General features: G+C 71.5%; 16 protein-coding genes. 10 read left to right on the forward strand and 6 right to left on the reverse strand.

Annotation, left to right across the window (positions count from 1 at the left end; translation table 11 throughout):
• Nucleotides 1–31: 31 nt before the first annotated feature.
• The 4 genes from APR04_RS19685 to APR04_RS19700 all read right to left on the reverse strand — a co-directional run bounded on the left by APR04_RS19685 (nt 32) and on the right by APR04_RS19700 (nt 3,583).
• Nucleotides 32–1,267 carry an ATP-binding protein gene (locus APR04_RS19685; protein WP_253873389.1) on the reverse strand — a complete coding sequence of 412 codons (1,236 nt, stop codon included), beginning with the start codon at nt 1,265–1,267 and terminating at the stop codon, nt 32–34.
• Between the two features lie 107 nt (nt 1,268–1,374).
• The gene (locus tag APR04_RS19690) at nt 1,375–1,635 is read right to left on the reverse strand and encodes a DUF6457 domain-containing protein (protein ID WP_253873391.1); all 261 of its coding nucleotides are present in this window, start codon (nt 1,633–1,635) and stop codon (nt 1,375–1,377) included.
• Nucleotides 1,632–2,276, reverse strand: coding sequence for a molybdenum cofactor guanylyltransferase (gene mobA, locus APR04_RS19695; protein ID WP_253873393.1), 645 nt, complete (start codon nt 2,274–2,276; stop codon nt 1,632–1,634). The genes APR04_RS19690 and mobA overlap by 4 nt, the downstream gene beginning before the upstream one ends.
• Nucleotides 2,273–3,583 carry a molybdopterin molybdotransferase MoeA gene (locus tag APR04_RS19700; protein WP_253873395.1) on the reverse strand — a complete coding sequence of 437 codons (1,311 nt, stop codon included), beginning with the start codon at nt 3,581–3,583 and terminating at the stop codon, nt 2,273–2,275. The genes mobA and APR04_RS19700 overlap by 4 nt, the downstream gene beginning before the upstream one ends.
• A 90-nt stretch (nt 3,584–3,673) precedes the next feature.
• Here APR04_RS19700 and APR04_RS19705 point away from each other — a divergent pair, with 90 nt between their 5' ends.
• Nucleotides 3,674–4,063 (forward strand): VOC family protein, encoded by a 390-nt coding sequence (locus tag APR04_RS19705; RefSeq protein ID WP_253873397.1) that lies wholly within the window; start codon nt 3,674–3,676, stop codon nt 4,061–4,063.
• Nucleotides 4,064–4,185: 122 nt separating this feature from the next.
• Here APR04_RS19705 and APR04_RS19710 read toward each other — a convergent pair whose 3' ends face one another.
• Nucleotides 4,186–4,716 (reverse strand): antitoxin VbhA family protein, encoded by a 531-nt coding sequence (locus APR04_RS19710; RefSeq protein WP_253873399.1) that lies wholly within the window; start codon nt 4,714–4,716, stop codon nt 4,186–4,188.
• A 344-nt stretch (nt 4,717–5,060) separates the two neighbouring features.
• Here APR04_RS19710 and APR04_RS19715 point away from each other — a divergent pair, with 344 nt between their 5' ends.
• The 4 genes from APR04_RS19715 (at nt 5,061) to APR04_RS19730 (ending at nt 11,711) form a co-directional block, all read left to right on the forward strand.
• Nucleotides 5,061–6,365: an MFS transporter gene (locus APR04_RS19715; protein WP_253873648.1), complete on the forward strand. Its 1,305-nt coding sequence runs from the start codon at nt 5,061–5,063 to the stop codon at nt 6,363–6,365.
• A 2-nt stretch (nt 6,366–6,367) separates the two neighbouring features.
• Complete coding sequence (locus APR04_RS19720) at nt 6,368–8,629, forward strand: molybdopterin oxidoreductase family protein (RefSeq protein WP_253873401.1); 2,262 nt, start codon at nt 6,368–6,370, stop codon at nt 8,627–8,629.
• The gene (locus APR04_RS19725) at nt 8,626–10,251 is read left to right on the forward strand and encodes an FAD-dependent oxidoreductase (RefSeq protein WP_253873403.1); all 1,626 of its coding nucleotides are present in this window, start codon (nt 8,626–8,628) and stop codon (nt 10,249–10,251) included. Before APR04_RS19720 ends, APR04_RS19725 begins: the two co-directional genes overlap by 4 nt.
• A 200-nt stretch (nt 10,252–10,451) precedes the next feature.
• Nucleotides 10,452–11,711 (forward strand): ATP-binding protein, encoded by a 1,260-nt coding sequence (locus tag APR04_RS19730; protein WP_253873405.1) that lies wholly within the window; start codon nt 10,452–10,454, stop codon nt 11,709–11,711.
• Nucleotides 11,712–11,820: 109 nt separating this feature from the next.
• Here APR04_RS19730 and APR04_RS19735 read toward each other — a convergent pair whose 3' ends face one another.
• Nucleotides 11,821–12,498 (reverse strand): class I SAM-dependent methyltransferase, encoded by a 678-nt coding sequence (locus tag APR04_RS19735; RefSeq protein ID WP_253873407.1) that lies wholly within the window; start codon nt 12,496–12,498, stop codon nt 11,821–11,823.
• 84 nt (nt 12,499–12,582) lie between these two features.
• Here APR04_RS19735 and APR04_RS19740 point away from each other — a divergent pair, with 84 nt between their 5' ends.
• The 5 genes from APR04_RS19740 to APR04_RS19760 all read left to right on the forward strand — a co-directional run bounded on the left by APR04_RS19740 (nt 12,583) and on the right by APR04_RS19760 (nt 18,904).
• Complete coding sequence (locus APR04_RS19740) at nt 12,583–13,788, forward strand: Fic family protein (protein WP_253873409.1); 1,206 nt, start codon at nt 12,583–12,585, stop codon at nt 13,786–13,788.
• 104 nt (nt 13,789–13,892) lie between these two features.
• Nucleotides 13,893–16,487: a nitrite reductase large subunit NirB gene (gene nirB / locus APR04_RS19745; protein WP_301312739.1), complete on the forward strand. Its 2,595-nt coding sequence runs from the start codon at nt 13,893–13,895 to the stop codon at nt 16,485–16,487.
• Nucleotides 16,484–16,924, forward strand: coding sequence for a nitrite reductase small subunit NirD (locus APR04_RS19750; protein WP_253873411.1), 441 nt, complete (start codon nt 16,484–16,486; stop codon nt 16,922–16,924). Before nirB ends, APR04_RS19750 begins: the two co-directional genes overlap by 4 nt.
• Nucleotides 16,921–17,760, forward strand: a complete 840-nt coding sequence (gene cobA / locus APR04_RS19755) for a uroporphyrinogen-III C-methyltransferase (RefSeq protein ID WP_308292374.1) — start codon at nt 16,921–16,923, stop codon at nt 17,758–17,760. Before APR04_RS19750 ends, cobA begins: the two co-directional genes overlap by 4 nt.
• The gene (locus APR04_RS19760) at nt 17,729–18,904 is read left to right on the forward strand and encodes a uroporphyrinogen-III synthase (protein ID WP_253873413.1); all 1,176 of its coding nucleotides are present in this window, start codon (nt 17,729–17,731) and stop codon (nt 18,902–18,904) included. Before cobA ends, APR04_RS19760 begins: the two co-directional genes overlap by 32 nt.
• The last annotated feature ends 78 nt before the right edge of the window (nt 18,905–18,982 follow it).

Consider the following 18,982-nt stretch of genomic DNA (forward strand, 5'->3'; position numbering starts at 1 on the left):
CACCACTGACGTTGGTCCGGACGGTCGTCGCTCAGTGCCAGATCGAGGCGATCGGCATGGCCCAGATGCGGTCCCCCATGGGGTATGTCGTGTCGCCGGTGTGGAAGACGACTCCCCGCTTGAACGAGCTGCCGAGGGAATCTCGTAGCCATTCGAGATGGCGCGCGGCCTGGGGCTTCACCGCGTTCGCGGCCTTGATCTCGATACCGACGACAGTTCCCCCTCGGCCTTCGAGGAGGAGGTCGATCTCGTGACGCCCGTCTGAGTCCCTGAGATGGAAAGCGTCGACGCGGGGGTGGCTCAGGGCCACTAGCGGGAGAATCTGTGCTGCGACAAATGTGTCGATGGCTCGCCCAAGAAGGTCTCCGCTCGACAAGATGGTGCTCTTGTCGGCCCTGATCAGGCTTGTCGCGAGACCGGTGTCGGCGACGTAGAGCTTTGGAGTTCTGACGAGCCGCTTGAGACGGTTCGAACTCCATGCCGGGACTCGCTCGATGATGCGAAGGTCGTCGAGCAGGTCGAGATAGACGTTGACGGTCCGACCATCTATCCCGGCTGCTTCCGTCAAGGTCCTGTTCTGTGGGACACCGGCGGTTGACAGTGCGACGGCATGGAGCAACGCGGAGAGGCGATCTGGCGAACGCACGTCAGCGAGGGCCGCTACGTCTCGGTGCACCAGCTGGTCGACATATCCGGGGTACCAGGCGTCACGAGCGCGTTCGGTGAGACGGAACGCCTCGGGAAACCCGCCCTGGATCGCGTACGTGATGTAGTCGACGATCGTCGGCGCGGATCGAAGCGTGGCTGGTGACGGGTCCTCGTCGCCAAAGAGTCGCTGGAGAAAGTTCGCGGCGTTCGGCGAAGCTTCGATCTCGCCGCGGGCGAGACTGTGCATTCGAAATGGGATCACGCGCCCGGTCCCCGGCCAGACGGCTCCGGTCCGGCGAGCGCGCACGCTGCCGGTTATCAGGAACCGTCCGCCTCCAGAACCTGAGTCGACGGCCCGCTTGATTGCGGCGAGCGACTCCGGGACCTCCTGCCACTCGTCGATCAGGGTAGGTAGGTCCTGAGCAGCGAGCAGGGCATCCGGGGCTGCTGCGAACGCCCGAGCACGCTGCTCGTCGTCCAGGCGCAGGATCGATGACGCGCGGCGGGCGGCCGTCGTGGTCTTGCCGCACGCTCGGGGGCCGGTGAGCATCACTGCTGCCAGTTCGGGGAACACGTCATCGAGCAGCGAGTCGACATATCGTTCCACGTAGGCTGCCACAGGGCCCCTTGATGTAGTTCCTGCACGGGTACTAATGCAGTTCTAGCACGCCCCCTGATGTAGTTCTAGCGCAGCCTCCAATGCCGATCCGGCACAGCGTCCCCCGGTCAGCCGGCGGCCCAGCGGGCCGCGAGGCCGCTCGCCTTCTCCGTCGCGTCGGGACCGCTGCTCGCGGACGCCGCGAGGTCGCCGGCCGCGGCCAGGCCTGCCGCGAAACCCACGGCGTACGTGGTGACCGGCGCGGCGGGCCGGGCGACGGCGTGCGCGGCGTCGCGGGCCAGGTCGAGCACCGCCGGGACGTCGATGGTGCCAGGGGGAAGGTCCAGCTCGGCCTCCAGGGCTTCTACCCAGCTGTCGAGGTCTGTCATCTCGGGTCCTTTCGGTGGTCGTCGTCGGTCGTGGCGCCCAGCCGGGCCGCGTCGGCCGGGGTGTCGATGTCGTCGCTCCAGCCTGTCTGGTCCGGCACCTGCGTGCAGCGCAGTCCGGCGACCAGCCGCTTCATCGGGGCGCCGTCCGCCTCGATCCCACTGAGGGCGACGTCGAGTGTCGCGCGCCGGTACAGCCCGACCAGCCACTGGGGCCGGCCGTCGCGCACCAGGTAGGCGCCGTCGACGGGTTCACGTGAAACCGCCTGCTCCAGGAGCGCGACCGCCCCGGCGGCGTGCGGCACGTCCACCGCCAGGAGCAGCACCCAGGGCGTGCTCCGGGTAGGCAGGGCGCGCAGCCCTGCGGCCAGGCCCGCGACGGGCCCGCCGAACGGCGGATCCTCCTGCGTGAGCACGATCCGCGATCCGGCACCGCCCGTAGTGGCCCCCGGCAGCACCCCCGCGAGCTCGGGCGGGCCCACGGCCACGACCGTCCGGGCGCGCTCGCTCGCGGCGAGCGCCCGGTCGAGGAGCCGCGCGCCGTCGACGACGAGGCTCGCCTTGGACGCGCCGCCGAGGCGGGTGGCTCGGCCACCGGCCAGCACCACGGCGTCGTACTCGACCCGGGGTGGCGGTCCCGTCATCGCAGCATCAGCACCTGGACGGGGTCGCCGATGCGCACCTTCTCCACGTCGGGCGGGACGAGAGCAAGGCCGTCGGCGGCGGCGAGCGCGGACAGCGCGTGGCCGGAACCGGCGGGCACGACGCCGGCTGCGCTCGCCGTGGTGCTGTCGGCCGCACCGTCGTCGGGGAACGGGACGAGCCGGACCGGGACGACGCGTAACCGCCCGGGCGAGCCGGACCAGCTGGCGGCGGCGGTAAGGGTCGGGCGGCGGCGCCCCGAGCCCTGCTCGCCCCGGAGCCGGTCGATCGCCGGGTGCGCGAACAGCTCGAACGACGCGTACGCCCCCACCGGGTTGCCCGGCAGCGCCAGCCACGGCACACCGCGCCAGCGGGCCAGGGCCTGGGGCTTGCCGGGGGACATCGCGACGGTGGCGACGTCGACGTCGGACACGCCTGGGCCGCCCGCCGAACCCAAACCCGGCGCCGCCAGGGCCTCCCGCACCACGTCCGCCGCACCCGCGGAGACGCCGCCGGCCGTCACGATCAGGTCGGCTCCCGACCGCCCGGTACCGCCGGCCGAGCGCACGGCTTCGTCGAGCGCGGCCCGGAGCGCCGCCAGATCGTCGGGCACCGGCCCGAGCCGGACGACGTCGGCGCCGGACGCACGGGCCGCCGCCGCGAGCATCGGCCCGTTGGAGTCGGTGATCTGCCCCGGCCCGAGCGCTTGACCGGCCGGCACCAGCTCGGACCCGGTGGAAAGAACGACGACCAGCGGCCGGCGTCGGACCGGAACGCGCACCGCACCCGACGCCGCCAGGGCGCTCACGAGCGCTGCCGTCACCTCCGTCCCGGCGTGCGCGAGAAGGTCCCCCTCGCGTACGTCCTCACCCCTGCACCGGATGTGCGCCCGGGGCCGCCGGGCGAGCGTCACCGACGACTCCGCCCGGGGCACGCCCGCGACGAACCGGCCGGTCGAGGTGTGCTCAACGGGCACCACAGCGTCCGCACCGGACGGGAGCGGGGCACCGGTCATGATCCGCACGGCCTGCCCCGGCCCGACCGCGGCCAGGCCGCTCCCGCCTGCCGTCACGTCGCCCGTCACCTCGAGGGTGACCGGGCTGCCGTCGTGCGGCAGGTCCGCCAGCCGCACGGCATACCCGTCCATCGCCGCGCCGTCGAAGGGCGGGACGGAGGTCGCGGCGTACTGGTCCTCGGCAAGGACCGAGCCGAGTGCGCTCTCGAGGTCCGTCTCCACCGCCGGCAGCGGCGTGACCAGGGCGAGCGCGTGCTCGACATGCTCGGTGACGCTGCGCGCCTGCGGCTCCATGGGTCCGACCATAGGACAGTGGGAGGCGGCAGTCGTCCCCGAGCCCGCACAGCCTGCCGTCGCGCACGGTGAGCAGCGATAATCTCGCGCATGCGCCTCCACCACGTCCAGGTCGCCTGCCCGCGCGACGGCGAGGACCTCGCCCGCCGCTTCTACGGGGACGGCCTCGGCCTGACCGAGGTCCCCAAGCCCGAGGCGCTCGCCGGTCGCGGCGGCTGCTGGTTCCGGGACTTCGACGAGGACGGCCGCACGATCGCCGAGATTCACGTCGGCGTGGAGGAGCCGTTCGCACCCGCCCGCAAGGCACACCCGGCCCTCGTGGCCGACGACGTAGCGCACCTCGAGTCCGTCGGCGCCCGCCTCGTGGGCCTCGGGTTCGAGGTCACGTGGAAGGACCGCCACACCTTCGACGGCTACGAGCGCTTCCACGCGTTCGACGGTGCGGGCAACCGCGTGGAGGTCCTCACGCCGGTCGGGTGACGCTCAAGGCAGCGCGTGCGAAGGTGAGGTCCGACTCGGCGGCGTTCAGGCCACTCGGAGACGTGGCGCCGACGAGGTTGCGTAGGATCCCGGTGGGCTGGTCGACGTAGGGATCGTGGAACTCACTCAATGCCGTAGCGCGCCCGTGTGATGCGGACGAGCTCGTCCTCGTCGATCTTGCCGCTCACGAAGGCGACGGCGTCCGAGCGCGCAGCGTCTGTGACCGGGAGACCCTCCATTTTGTTGCTGTGCATCGCCTCTTCGACGATCCGCAACCGTTCAGCTCGTTGCATGGTTCGAAAAGCGATGACGTCGATCATCGCCACGCGTCGGTACGAGTTGACCTTCGTGAACGGGATCTGACCGGACTCAAGCAATTTGACGAGTGTCGGGCGGGAAACCCCAAGTATGTCCGCGGCTTCCTGGGTGGAGAGCATGCGTGCGTGATCCATGAGCGTGACCGAACTGCCAGTCCGCAGGGACCTGGTCGCGGAGTCGAGCAGCCTGCGCAGCTGTTCCGGAAGATCGACGGCCTCGCCGCTCTCCGTGTGGAGCGATAGGTGGCCAGGCTCGGAGAGGAGCTCGCCGATCTGGGTCAGTGCCTCCAGATCATCCACGGACGGCGTGATCGTGTTCTCATCGATCGTCGACATGACACCACCGTAAGTCGAAAAAGTCGAAACTGCTAGACGTGGCAAGTCCTCGGCTGGGTGGCGGGGCAACCTCTCACACCGCGAAGTGGCGCCCTGTGCGTTCTTCCTTACGGTCGATTAACTGCTCTTTGTCAGGCGATGAAACACCGCCTCCCTAGGTTCATGGCGTCGGTCCGACGTCGGGCCGGTCCCGGACACGGCACCTGTCGTTCCGGGCGCGCCCGGCGTCGTCGGGCATACGCCCATGCAGGGAGGACGACGTGTCCACTCCGACAGCACGCGACGACCAGGCCAAGGCCGCGAGCGAGCCCGCCGGCTCGACCGCCACCGGCACCACGGCCGGCATCCCGGAGACGGCATCAAGATCGGCCGTCCAGCGGTACACCGGACGCTGGATCGATCACTGGGATCCCGAGGACAAGACCCTGTGGGAGGACGGCGGACGCCGGACCGCCCGCCGTAACCTCGTGCTCTCGATCTTCGCGGAGTTCCTCGGGTTCGGCACCTGGGCCCTGTGGTCGATCGTCGTGCCGCAGCTGCCCGCTGCGGGCTTCGACCTCACCGTCGACCAGATGTTCTGGCTCATCTCGGTGCCCGCCCTCGTCGGCGCCACGCTGCGCATCCCCTACACGTTCGCGGTCCCCGTGTTCGGCGGCCGTAACTGGACGATCGTCTCGGCGCTGCTCCTGCTGCTGCCGATCGGCGCGCTGATCTTCACGGTCAGCGATCCGACCACCCCGTTCCCCGTGCTGCTCGGTGCGGCGGCGCTCGCGGGCCTGGGCGGCGGCAACTTCGCGTCCTCGATGGCGAACATCTCGTTCTTCTTCCCCGAGAAGGAGAAGGGCGCTGCCCTCGGCTGGAACGCCGCCGGCGGCAACATCGGCACGGCGGCCGTCCAGCTCGCGGTCCCGCTCGTCATCGTGACCGGCGCGGGCGTCGCGCTCGATCGGGCCGGGCTCATCTTCATCCCGTTCATCCTGCTCGCCGCGTTCCTCGCCTGGCGCTGGATGGACAACCTCAGCACCGCCAAGGCGGACCCACGCTCGTTCGGCGTGGCGGTCCACGACAAGCACACGTGGATCATCAGCTTCATCTACATCGGCACGTTCGGTTCGTTCATCGGGTACGCGGGAGCCTTCCCGACACTGCTCAAGGGCGAGTTCCCCGACGTCGCGCTGCCGCTCGCCTTCATGGGCGCGCTCGTCGGGTCGATCGCCCGCCCGCTCGGCGGCATCCTCGCCGACCGGGTCGGCGGCATGATCATGACCATCGCCTCGTTCGGCGTGATGGTGCTCGGCGCCGTGGGCGCCATCTGGGCGCTGGGGTCCGGCAGCTTTCCCGTGTTCTTCGGGTCCTTCCTCATCCTGTTCATCGCAACGGGCGTCGGCAACGGCTCGGTCTACCGGATGATCCCCGCGGTCTTCCGGGTGAGCGGCGGGACGGCGAAGGCCGCCGCCGGGTGCATCGGCATCGCCGGCGCGATCGGCGCGTTCGGCGGGTTCCTCATCCCCCGCGGGTTCGCGCTGTCCACCTCGGTGGCCGGGTCGCTCGTGCCGGCGCTGTGGCTGTTCATCGGGGTGTACGCCGTGATGGCCTTCGTGTGCTGGTTCGTCTACGGACGCGGCGCCATGGCAGAGGCTCGGGTCTGACCATGCTCGCTTCCCCCGGAACCACCGTCGACTCGCACTGCCCCTACTGCGCCCTGCAGTGCGGGATGTCGCTGACGCGGCTCCGAGCGGACGTAGCGGGCGCACCCGAGGTGCAGCCCCGCGACTTCCCCACCAACCGGGGCGGGCTGTGCCAGAAGGGGTGGACGTCGTCGGCGGTGCTCGGGGCGTCCGACCGGCTCACCACCCCGCTGGTCCGGGCCGAGTCCGGCGAGCTGGAGCCGGCGAGCTGGGACGTGGCGCTCGACCTGGTCGCGTCCCGGCTTGCCGCCCTGGCCGCCGAGCACGGACCAGAGTCGGTGGCGGTGTTCGGCGGGGGCGGGCTGACCAACGAGAAGGCCTACGCACTCGGCAAGTTCGCGCGCACCGTGCTGCGCACCCCGAACATCGACTACAACGGCCGGTTCTGCATGGCCTCCGCTGCGGCCGGGATGAACAGGTCCTTCGGCGTCGACCGCGGGCTGCCGTTCCCGCTGGCCGACGTCGGGGGCGCGCAGGCGGTGCTGCTCCTCGGCTCGAACCTCGCCGAGACCATGCCACCGGCCGTGCAGCACCTCGCGGGGGCGCGGGCGGCGGGCGGGCTCGTCGTCGTCGACCCGCGGCGGTCCGCGACGGCGCGGCTTGCGAGCGATCCTTCGTCGGAACAGCCGGCAGAGGGCGTGCACCTCGCGCCCGTGCCCGGCACGGACCTCGCGGTGCTGCTCGGGCTCCTGCACGTGGTGCTCGCGGAAGGTCTCGCCGACCGGGAGTACCTCGCGGAGCGCACCACCGGGTTCGACGACGTCGCCCGGTCCGTCGCGGGCTGGTGGCCCGAGCGCGTCGAGACCGTGTCGGGCGTCCCCGCCGACGACCTCCGGCGCGTGGCTCGGCTGCTGGCCGCCGCCGCCCTGGTGCACAGCGGCACCGGCGCCTACGTGCTGACCGGCCGCGGCGTCGAGCAGTCCACGCAGGGCACCGCGACCGTCACGGCGTCGATCAATCTCGCGCTCGCCCTGGGCCTGCCTGGCCGCGTCGGGTCCGGGTACGGCGCGATCACGGGGCAGGGCAACGGGCAGGGCGGCCGGGAGCACGGCCAGAAAGCCGACCAGCTTCCCGGCTACCGCAAGATCGACGACCCGGCGGCGCGCGAGCACGTCGCCGCCGTCTGGGGCGTCGACCCGGAGACTCTGCCAGGGCCCGGCCTCCCGGCGGTGCAGCTGCTCAGGTCCCTCGGAACGCCGACGGGTCCGCGCGCGCTGCTCGTGCACGGCTCCAACCTCGTCGTCAGTGCCCCCAACGCGAACCGCGTCGTCGACCGCCTCAAGAGCCTCGACCTCCTGGTGGTGTGCGACTTCGTCCCCAGTGAGACGGCGCTGCTCGCCGACGTGGTGCTCCCCGTGACCCAGTGGGCCGAGGAGGAGGGCACCATGACGTCGCTCGAGGGGCGGGTCATCCGCCGCCGGGCCGTCGTGGCGCCGCCGGGCGAGGCACGGTCTGAGCTGTGGATCCTCGCCGGTCTGGCGCGCCGCCTCGGCGCGCCCGAGGCCCTGGCCTTCCCGACCGACCCCGCGGCGGTGTTCGACGAGCTGGCCCGCGCCTCCGCCGGCGGCGTGGCCGACTACTCCGGGCTCTCCCACGCCCGGCTCGACGCCGACGAGGCGTCCGGCGGCCCTGGCCTGTTCTGGCCGGTCCCGGCCCGCCCTGCCGACATGTCGGACCCGCAGGTCACCGGAGTGAAGCGTACGTCCGACACGAACGGGCATCCCGGGACACCTCGGATGTTCCTCGAACGGTTCGGCACGCCGGACGGACGGGCGCGCATGGTCGCCGTCGACCACGTGGGGCCGAGCGACGACGTACGGCCCGGCGCCCCGTTCTACCTTGTCACCGGCCGGGTGCTGCAGCACTACCAGTCCGGCGCGCAGACGCACCGCGTCGCGGAGCTGGAGCGCCTCGTGCCCGAGCCGTACGTCGAGCTGCACCCGGTGCTGGGTTCCCGGATCGGTGTGCCCGACGGCGCCCGCGTGCGCCTGACCAGCTCGCGGGGCAGGGTCGAGGCGACGGCCCGCTGGACCGACGCCGTCCGCCCCGACACCGTCTTCATGCCGTTCCACTGGAGCGGTACCGGATCCGTCAACCAGGTCACGACCGACGCCACCGACCCGATCTCCGGGATGCCGGAGTTCAAGGTCTGCGCCGTGGACGTCTCGGTGGTCGAGCCCGCCGAGAGCCCGGCGTCCGCACTACAGAAGGAGCTCTCGACATGAACCTGCGTGTCCCCGTGAAGGTCGTCGTGGTGGGCTTCGGGATGGTCGGCTCGCGGCTGGTGGACGAGCTGCTGCGTCGTGAGCCGGAGGCGTTCGACATCACGGTGCTCGGCGCCGAGCCCTACGAGCCGTACAACCGGGTGCTGCTGAGCGACGTCGTGGCCGGGCGCACCGACATCGCCACCATCACGATGCCGCTGCCCGACGGCGCCCGGGTCACCGTGCACCGCGGCGTCACCGCGACGTCGATCGACCGTGGATCGCGCGTGGTGACCGCCGACGACGGCACGACGCACCCGTACGACCACGTGGTGCTCGCGACCGGCGCGGCGGCCCGCATCCCGCCGATCCCGGGCCTGCGCACGGCCGACGGCGGCCTGCCCGCCGGCGTCCACGCGCTACGGAACCTCGACGACGCCCGCGAGATCGTGGCCGCTACCGTGAACTCGCCGCGTGCCGTGGTCGTGGGAGGCGGAGTGCTGGGACTGGAGGCCGCCGTCGGCCTCGCCGGCCGCGGCCTGAGCGTGACGCTGGTCCACAGCACGCGGTCCCTCATGGAGCGCCAGCTGGCTCCGGAGGCGGCCGACGTGGTCCGGGCCGGCCTCGAGGAGCAGGGCGTCACCGTGCTGCAGCGCTGTCGGTCCAGGGAGGTGCTCGTGGCGGGCGGGCGCGCCGTGGGCGTCCGGGTCGAGCGCGGCTCGGGACAGCGCGACGAGGTGGTCGACGAGGTGGTCGCCGCCCGACTGATCGTCCTCTCCATCGGCACGGTCCCGGAGACCGGCCTCGCCGCGGCGGCGGGGCTGACGACCGAGCGCGGCATCGTCGTCGGTCACGACCTCGCCAGCCCCGACGACCCGCGCGTCCACGCGATCGGCGACTGCGCGCAGCCGCCGAGCGGATCGCGCGGGCTGGTCGCCGAGGGCTGGGACCAGGCGCGCCGCCTGGCTGAGCTGCTGGTCTCGCAGGTCGAGCCGGTCACCCCGCCTACCGCGTCCCACCACCTCCGCCTGCCGCGCACCGGCGCCCGGCCCAGCATGGCCGTGCGCCTTGGCGCCCTGCTGGCGGGAGGTGCCACCACCCGCGCGCAGTCGGACCGGGGGATCGAGACGCGGGGCACCGACGTCGTGAAGGTCAAGGGCGGTGCGCTCAGCGTCACCACGATGGGGGTCTGCGGGCCGTCGCGCCCGGACGGTGCCACCCAGCGCGCGGTGCGCCTGGCCGACCCTGCGGCCGGCCGGTACGTGGAGGTGGTGGTGGCGGACGGCATGCTCGTTGGCGCGACCTGCGTGGGCGATCCGCGGGTAGCCGCCGACCTCACGGCCGCCTACACCCGCCGTACGCCTGTCCCGCTCGACCCCGCGTTCCTGCTGCTGACAGCGGTGATGTCGGCGGCGGCTCCGGCGTCGTCCCCCGAGCACATGCCGGAGGACGCGGTGGTGTGCCGCTGCAACGGCGTGACCAAGGGCGACATCGCCGAGTCGTGCGGGGCGGGCGCGCACACGGTCGAGGAGGTCGCGCGCGACACCCGGGCGACGACGGGCTGCGGGTCCTGCACGGACGCGGTGTGCGGGCTGGTCGACTGGCTGGGCGAGAGCAAGGAGGCGATCCCGGAGCCGGCGTGACCAAGCGTCGCCTACCCAGCGATCGGGTCCATAAGCTGCAACAGAAGTGGGCCGGATCGCTGGGTAGGCGAGCAGGCGCCACCTGCCGCGTCCCCTCGTGCATGTCTCGCCGGAGACGGTAACATCGATGTTAGTAACTTCAATGTTACTAACATCGATGTTAGTGAGATGGCGGATGTCGGGGTACCGGGGCGCCCAGCGTGTTCTTCACGGCGTCCGGCCGGTCGATCAGGGACGACCTCGCGGCGTTTGCTGAGGACGTCGCGACATCCACGCTGCCCGGCGCGGAACTGTTTGCCGGGGATCCGCCGTCGAGCTGGGACAATGCCTTCCGTCTGCTCGCAGCAGCGCTACCGGCGGACGGGCCATCGATCGTGGTTCTGGACGAGCTGCCCTACGTGACGTCCGCAGACCGGGGCTTCGAAGGAGTGCTGCAACGGCACTTTGACCGTGAGTTCAGCAGGCGGCCTGTGCTCCTGATCGGGATCGGCTCCGACCTGGCAATGATGGAGGCGCTCAACGACTACGACCGGCCCTTCCACCAGAGGGCGACCGAGATGGTGGTGCCGCCGCTGTCGCCTTCCGAGGTTGGACGGATGCTCTCCCTCGAAGCCGGTGACGCTCTGGACGCCTATCTCGTGACTGGTGGCTTCCCGTTGATCTGTCGTGACTGGGGGCAGGGCAACGACCTGTGGTCATTTCTCGAGTCAGCCCTCACACACGCGACGTCGTCGCTCCTGGTCAGTGCTGAGCGTTCGCTGGCTGCCGAGTTTCCGGGTGATGTTCAGGCCCGTCGTGTGCTGGAAGCGATCGGACAGGGCCAGAGACGCTTCAGCGATATCGGCTCGAAGGCCGGGGAGATCAAGGGCACGCCTCTCACCAGATCATTGGAGCTGTTGAGGGCAAAACGTGTAGTCACGGCAGAACGCCCGCTCTCGCTCAAGACTTCGGCCGATACGAGATATCGGATCGATGATCCGTATCTCCTGTTCTGGCTTCGATTCCTGGGGCCGCACCTCGCCGAGATCGAACGAGGCCGCGGTGACAGGGTGCTCCAGCGGATCCGTGACGAATGGACACGATGGCGTGGGCGTGCGATCGAGCAGGTCGTCCGGGAGTCGATCGCACGAATGTCCCACGAGGGCTTGCAGGTACCCGCTGACGCTGCGATGGCGGTCGGAGGTTTCTGGAATCGCACCAACACCGTCGAGGTCGACCTCGTTCTGGCCGACAAGGAACCGGTCGCGAAGAGCATCTTCGGCGTCGGCTCGGTCAAGTGGACTACCAAGCCCTTCGGTGTCAAGGAACTAGAAGATCTGCTCGCGCATCGCACCCAGGTGCCTGGCGCAACCGGCAGCACTGGCCTCGTCGTTGTCAGCCGTACCGGCGTCGACGACCGGGTCCGTGCGTCCGGGGCTGTGGTGCTCGGCCCTGACGATCTGCTTGCCCAATGGGCATAGCCGCTGCGGGTGCACCATTCTTCCGACCGACAGGTTGAACCATGTCTGACCGACAGAATGTTCCCGCTTTGATCGCCATGTTGCCGGGCCGGGCCTGCCGCTGCAACGGTCACACCGGCCGGGTCCACTCCAGCGTGTAGCGGAAGAACAGCCGGCGCCGGAGCCGCGCTCCCGGCGGCACCCGGCGCACCGCCCGAGAGATGTCCGCGAACGTCTCAGCGGGGTCGCGCATCGGCAGCGGCGGGCCGCCGTCGTCCACAGGTGCCGTGACCGGCCGCGGATGCCTGACCATCCCGACCAGCGGGTTGAGCAGCGAGGACGGCAGGTCCCAGGCGAGGTCGGTCAGCGTTTCCGCCCGCGCCAGGCCGACGACGAGCAGCCGGCCGCCGGGCTCCAGCAGCTCGGCCGCGTGCCGCAGCGAGGCCTCCAGCGGCAGGTGATGCAGGACCGCGACCATGGTGATCGTGTCGAACGTGCCGTCGACCTTCTCGAACCGCGCGTGGCGCACGCTCACCACCGGGTCGCCGGCGAACCGCTCGGTCGCGACGCCGGCCATGGCGGCGTCGGCCTCCACGCCCAGGGCCTCGTCGAAGCGTCCTCGTAGCCGGCTCAGCAGCAGGCCGGCGCCGCAGCCGACGTCGAGCGCCCGCCGCCGTCGGGTTGGGAGCCGCCGCAGGATCCAGCCGTGGAAGTGGTCGTTGTGGCTCCACGGGTGCCTGTCGTTGACCCGGCGAAGCCACCGACCGCCGGCTCGGACGATCGGGTTGGGCACGGTCCGGATGTCCATGTGGTCACCGTAGCGGCGCGAAACTTGGAGTAAGGCGGCCTCGTTAATCCAAGTTTCGCCGAAACTTGGATTAGCGTGGGGTGCATGCTCCAAGTTCCTGTGTTGCAGCACGAGGACGAGTACTGGGTGGCCGAGTCCGACGGCATGACGAGTCGTGCGCGGATGGCGCAGGCTTCCGGACCGTCTCGCTCGACGGTCCCGCCTCAGATCGCGGACTGGGCGCCCGATGTCGCAGCCGACCTCGCCGCCGACACTGAGGAAGCGGCTGCCGCACTGAGCAGGTTCGACGACTACGCCCGCGCGGTGCTCGGGGAGTCGAGCCCGTCGCTCGGGCCGATGAGCTCCATCCTGCTCCGGACCGAGTCCACGTCGTCCTCGCAGATCGAGGATCTGACGGTGGGCGCAAGGCAGCTCGCACTGGCGGAGATCGACCAGTCGACGTCGGACAACGCACGGACCGTGGTCGCGAACGTCCGCGCCATGGAGGCGGCGCTCGATCTGGCAGACAGCCTCGACACCGCCGCCGTGCTGGAGATGCACCGCGCACTGTTGTCGGGCCAGCGAGGTTGGGAGGAGCACGCCGGCCAGTGGCGCGACCAGCTCGTCTGGATCGGGACGAGTCCCGTGAGTTCTCGCGGCGCGTCCCATGTCGCGCCCCAGGCAGAGCTTGTGCCCGGGGCCATGAACGAGCTGATGAGGTTCGTCCGCCGGGACGACCTTCCCGTCGTCGTGCAGGCCGCCGTGGCACACGCGCAGTTCGAGAACATCCACCCCTTCACGGACGGGAACGGCAGGACAGGCCGCGCGCTCGTGCACGCGATGTTGCGCGCCAGGCGGTTGGTGACGAGCACGACGGCACCTGTCTCGGCGGGCCTGTTGAAGGACACCGACAGGTATTTTCAGGCGCTCTCGGCCTACCGCGACGGGGATGCGCGACCGATCGTCGAGCAGTTCTCCGCCGCTTCGCGGTTCGCCGCGACGGCAGGCGCCCGACTGATCGACGACCTCGCGGCACAGCTCGAGCAGTCTCGTGACCAGATGTCCGGACTCCGTCCGCAGGCCTCGGCGTGGAAGGTCCTTCCACACCTGCTCTCCCACCCTGTGCTCAATGCGAGCTACCTGTCCGCCCAGGTCGGCATGGGGGCCCAGAGCGCGCAGAACGCGCTCGGCCAGCTGGTCGATGCCGGCGTGCTGGAGGAACAGACGGGTTTGCGCCGCAATCGGGTCTGGCAGCACCCGGGCATCCTTGGAGTGCTCGACCACTTCGCGCAGAGCCTGATCCGCGCCTGACCCGAGCACGCTCACCAGCCCACGCTCGGCCCTGTGAGGAAGATGTTCGGCCCGGGTAACGACCGGCGCACCAGCGCGAAAAACCCGCGCCCTACGGTCAAGACATGGTCAATTCCGGCATATCTCAGCACCTTGTCGTGATCGGCGGTGGCATGGTCGCGCAGCGGCTCGTCGAGGCGCTGCGCGCCCGGGACGACGCCGGTCGCTACCACGTCACGGTCTTCGCGGAAGAGCCCCGCGCGCCCTACGACCGGGTCGGCCTGACCCGCTGGTTCGAGGAGGGGCCAGAGGGCATCGCCCTGGGCGACCAGGCGCTCTGGGCCGACCCGCACGTCACCCTGCACACCGACCGGAAGATCGACTCGATCGACCGCGAGGCGAAGACCGTAACGGACCGCCTGGGCCACGTGCACGCCTACGACGAGCTGGTGCTCGCCACCGGTTCCAGCGCCGCGATGCCGCCCATCCCGGGCAACGACCTGCCGGGCGTCTTCGTGTACCGCACCATCGACGACGTCGCGGCCCTGCGCGGCTGGGTGGAGGAGAAGCGCAGGAGCTACCCGGAGGGCAAGCCGGTGCGCGGGGCCGTGATCGGCGGCGGCCTGCTCGGCCTGGAGGCCGCCGGGGCGCTGACCGCACTGGACGCGCAGGCCACCGTCATCGAGTTCGGCACCCACCTCATGGGCGTGCAGGTCGACCTCGGCGGCGGCCAGGCGCTCAAGCGCCTGATCAACGGCAAGGGCATCGGCGTCCGCGCCGAGACCGCGACCAGCCAGCTGAAGCCGCACCGTCGCACCGGGCACGTGGGCCGGCTGGACTTCGCCGACGGCGGCCGGCTCGACGTCGACGTCGTCGTGGTGGCCACCGGCGTCCGGCCTCGCGACGAGCTGGCCCGCGCGGCCGGCCTGCCGGTCGGCGAGCGCGGCGGCGCCGTCGTCGACCTGTCGTGCCGGACCGAGGACCCGCACGTCTGGGCCGTTGGCGAGGTGGCCTGCATCGAGGGCCGCTGCATCGGCCTGGTCGCGCCCGGCAACACGATGGCCGAGGTGGTCGTGGACCGGCTGCTCGGCGGCCTCGCCGAGTTCCCCGGTGCCGACACCGCCACCAAGCTCAAGCTCTCCGGCGTCGACGTCGCCTCGTTCGGCGACGCGCACGCCCGCACCGAGGACGCCGTCGAGGTGGTCTGGGCCGACCCGGTGGCCGGCGTCTACAAGAAGCTCGTCCTGTCCGACGACGCCCGCACCCTCCTGGGCGGCGTCTTCGTTGGCGACGCCGGACCGTACGCGAGCCTGCGCCCGATGCTCGGCGCCGAGCTGCCCGGCGACGACCCGAGCGCGTTCCTCCTCCCCGAGGGTGGCGGCGCTCCGAACCTGGAGCTGCCGGACGAGGCGAACGTCTGCTCGTGCAACAACGTCTCCGCAGGGGCGATCCGCGGCGCCGTAACCCAGCACCAGTGCACCGACGTCCCGGGCGTGAAGGCCTGCACCCGGGCCGGCACCACCTGCGGCGCGTGCCTGCCGCTGGTGAAGAAGCTCGTCGACACCGAGCTGGAGCGCGCGGGCATCGAGGTCAGCACCGCGCTGTGCGAGCACTTCGACCTGTCCCGCGCCCAGCTGTTCGACGCCGTCCGGGTCGCCGACCTGCACTCGTTCAGCGACATCGTGGCCCGGTTCGGGACCGGCACGGGCAGCCGCGGCTGCGACATCTGCAAGCCGGTGGCCGCTTCCATCCTCGCCTCGCTGGGCAACGGCCACATCCTGTCCGGCGAGCAGTCCACGCTGCAGGACACCAACGACCACATGCTCGCCAACCTGCAGAAGGACGGCACGTACTCGGTGGTCCCGCGGATGCCCGGTGGCGAGGTGACCCCCGAGGGCCTCATCACGGTGGGCCAGGTCGCCAAGGACTTCGGGCTGTACACGAAGATCACGGGCGGCCAGCGCATCGACATGTTCGGCGCACGCGTGGAGCAGCTGCCGGACATCTGGCGGCGGCTGGTCGACGCAGGCTTCGAGTCCGGGCACGCGTACGGGAAGTCGCTGCGCACCGTGAAGTCGTGCGTCGGGTCCACGTGGTGCCGCTACGGCGTCCAGGACTCCGTTGGCATGGCCGTCGAGCTGGAGCTGCGCTACCGCGGCCTGCGCTCGCCGCACAAGCTCAAGATGGGCGTGTCCGGCTGCGCCAGGGAGTGCGCGGAGGCGCGCGGCAAGGACGTGGGCGTGATCGCCACGGACAAGGGCTGGAACGTCTACGTGGGCGGCAACGGCGGGCAGACGCCGCGGCACGCGAAGCTCCTCGCCGAGGACCTGACGTCCGAGGAGCTCCTGCGCACCATCGACCGGTTCCTCATGTACTACGTCCGCACCGCCGACCGGCTGCAGCGCACGGCGCCGTGGATCGAGGAGGTCGACGGTGGCCTGGACGGCGTGCGCGAGGTCGTCATGGAGGACTCGCTCGGCATCTGCGCCGACCTGGACGCCGCCATGGCCCGTCACGTCGAGAACTACGAGGACGAGTGGAAGGCAGTGCTGGAGGACCCGGAGAAGCTGCGCCGGTTCTCGTCGTTCGTCAACGCCCCGAAGGGCGCCGACCCGTCCCTCGCCTACGTCGAGGAGCGCGGCCAGCGCCGCCCCGCGACGTCGGAGGAGCGCGCGACCGGCGTCGTCATCGCGGGCCCCAGGCTGGAGGTACGAGCATGACCGCCAACGACGTGTCAGAGGTACAGGCCACCGGAGTGACCTGGGGTTCTGACGGCTCGGCGGTGGCCAGGTGGGAGCGCGCGTGCTTCCTCACGGACCTGTTCCCCGAGCGGGGTGCGGCGGCGCTGTTCGGCAACGTACAGGTGGCGCTCTTCCGGCTGCCGGAGGACCCGCTGGACCCCGCCGACGGCGGACCGGTCTACGCGGTCCAGAACCTCGACCCGTTCTCCGGGGCGTACGTGATGTCCCGCGGGATCGTCGGTACGCGCGCCGGTGTGCCCACGGTGGCCGCTCCTGTCTACAAGCAGGTGTTCTCCCTCGTCACCGGCGAGTGCCTGGTGGCAGCGGACAAGGCCCCCCAGGGCGACCTTCCGCCGGACCTCAGGACCTACGAGGTGGAGATCCGGGACGGCGTGATCCACGTAGGCCTGCCGTGACGCCCTCGACGACGGGGCGGGTGACGCTCGTCGGGGGTGGGCCCGGGGCATCCGACCTGCTGACCCTGCGGGGGTGGCGGGCGCTGCAGGCGGCCGACGTCGTCGTCGCCGACCGGCTGGGGCCCGTCGAGGTCCTCGCCGAGCTGCCGCCGCACGTCCGCGTGGTCGACGTCGGCAAGGAGCCCGGCCGGCACCCCGTGCCCCAGGAGCGCATCAACGAGCTGCTCGTCGAGCACGCTCTGGCGGGTGCCCACGTGGTCCGGCTCAAGGGTGGCGACCCGTTCGTGCTCGGCCGCGGCGGCGAGGAGGTCATCGCGTGCGCGGCCGCCGGCGTGCCCGTCGAGGTGGTGCCGGGCGTGACCTCCGCCGTCGCCGTGCCGGGCCTGGCCGGGATCCCGCTCACCCACCGCGGTGTCACCACGGGCTTCCACGTGGTCTCGGGCCACTGCGCACCCGACGTGTCAGACCCCCAGGCCACCGGAGCGACCCGCACGTCGGACACGTCGGGGCCGCTCGACGACGCCGCCGTCACCTGTGTGCGGGACGCCACGGCTACTCTTGTCGTATTGATGGGGGTGCGGTCCCTCGGCGCGATCGTGGCGCAGTCCCTGGCCGCCGGCGCCGATCCCGGAACCCCTGTGGCGATCGTGGAGAACGGTTCCACGTCGGAGCAGCGCGTCACACGGGCGCGTCTCGAAGAGGCGGCCGATGTGGCAGCGGCCCGTGGTGTGCGGTCACCCGCGGTCGTCGTCATCGGCCGCGTGGCAGCGGCGGGACTCCTGGTCGAAACGGTGGAGGGTACGAGTGAGCGACGTCTGGCAGGTGCCGGTGTCTGAGGTCGCAGCGCCCGCGCACGCCCGGGCGACGCACCCGACGCTGGGTCAGGTCATGGCCGGCGCGACAGTTCTCGTCACGGCGGAGCGCCGGGCCGCCGAGCTCGCGGCGGCCCTGGAGCGGCGCGGTGCCACGATCCGGCACGCGCCGGCGCTGAGCATGATCCCGCACGTCGACGACGAGACCCTGATCGCGGCGACGCGGGCGATCGTCTCGGCCCCGCCCGACGTCGTCGTGGTCACCACCGGGATCGGCTTCCGCGCCTGGATCGAGGCCGCCGACGCGCACGGCATCGCGGAGCCGCTCCTCGGCCTGCTCGCCGGGACCCGGATCGTCGCGCGCGGCCCGAAGGCCCGCGGCGCGATCCAGGCCGCCGGGCTGCACGCGGACTGGGTCGCCGAGTCCGAGACCTCCGCGGAGGTGGCGGAGGTGCTGCTGAGCGAGGGTGTACAAGGACTCCGCATCGCCATCCAGCACCACGGAGCGGGCGCCGACGGCCTGGACGAGGTGTTCGAGAAGGCCGGCGCGCAGGTCGCGAGCCTCGTCGTCTACCGGTGGGGTCCGGCGCCCAACCCGGCGGCGGTCCGCGACTCGGTGCACGCGGTGGCCGACGGCGAGATCGACGCCGTGGTCTTCACCTCCGCCCCTGGTGCCGAGGCGTGGCTGCGGGTCGTCGAGGGGGAGCGGCTGCTCGACCGGGTCCGCGCGCGGTTCGTCGACGGCGGGATGGTCGCGGCCGCCGTCGGGCCCATGACGGCGAAGCCCTTGGAGCAGCGGGGGATCGTGCCGCTGCAGCCCGAGCGCGGGCGCCTCGGGGCGCTGGTCCGCGCGCTGGTCGGGCACTACGAGCACATCGACTCGGTGGCGCTGGGCACGGTCGCCGGGTCACTGGTGATCCGCGCACGCGTCGCGGTGCTGGACGGACAGGTGCTGCCCCTGTCGCCGACCGGGGTCGCGGTGCTGCGGCTGCTCGCCGCCGCCGAGGGCGACGTCGTGTCGCGCGAAGAGGTGCTGGCCGCGCTGCCGGGCGACTCACAGGACACGCACGCCGCCGAGGTCGCCGTCGCGCGGCTGCGCGAGGCTGCCGGACGCCGCGACCTCATCCGCACGGTGGTGAAGCGGGGCTACCGCATCGAGCTGGCGTGACGCTCCGCTCGCGACCTTCGCGAGCTTTCTCGCTGCCGACAGCATCGTTCTCTCGTTCCCGCTCGTCAGGGAGCATGA

The sequence above is a fragment of the Promicromonospora umidemergens genome, assembly GCF_024171995.1.
GTDB lineage: Bacteria > Actinomycetota > Actinomycetes > Actinomycetales > Cellulomonadaceae > Promicromonospora > Promicromonospora umidemergens.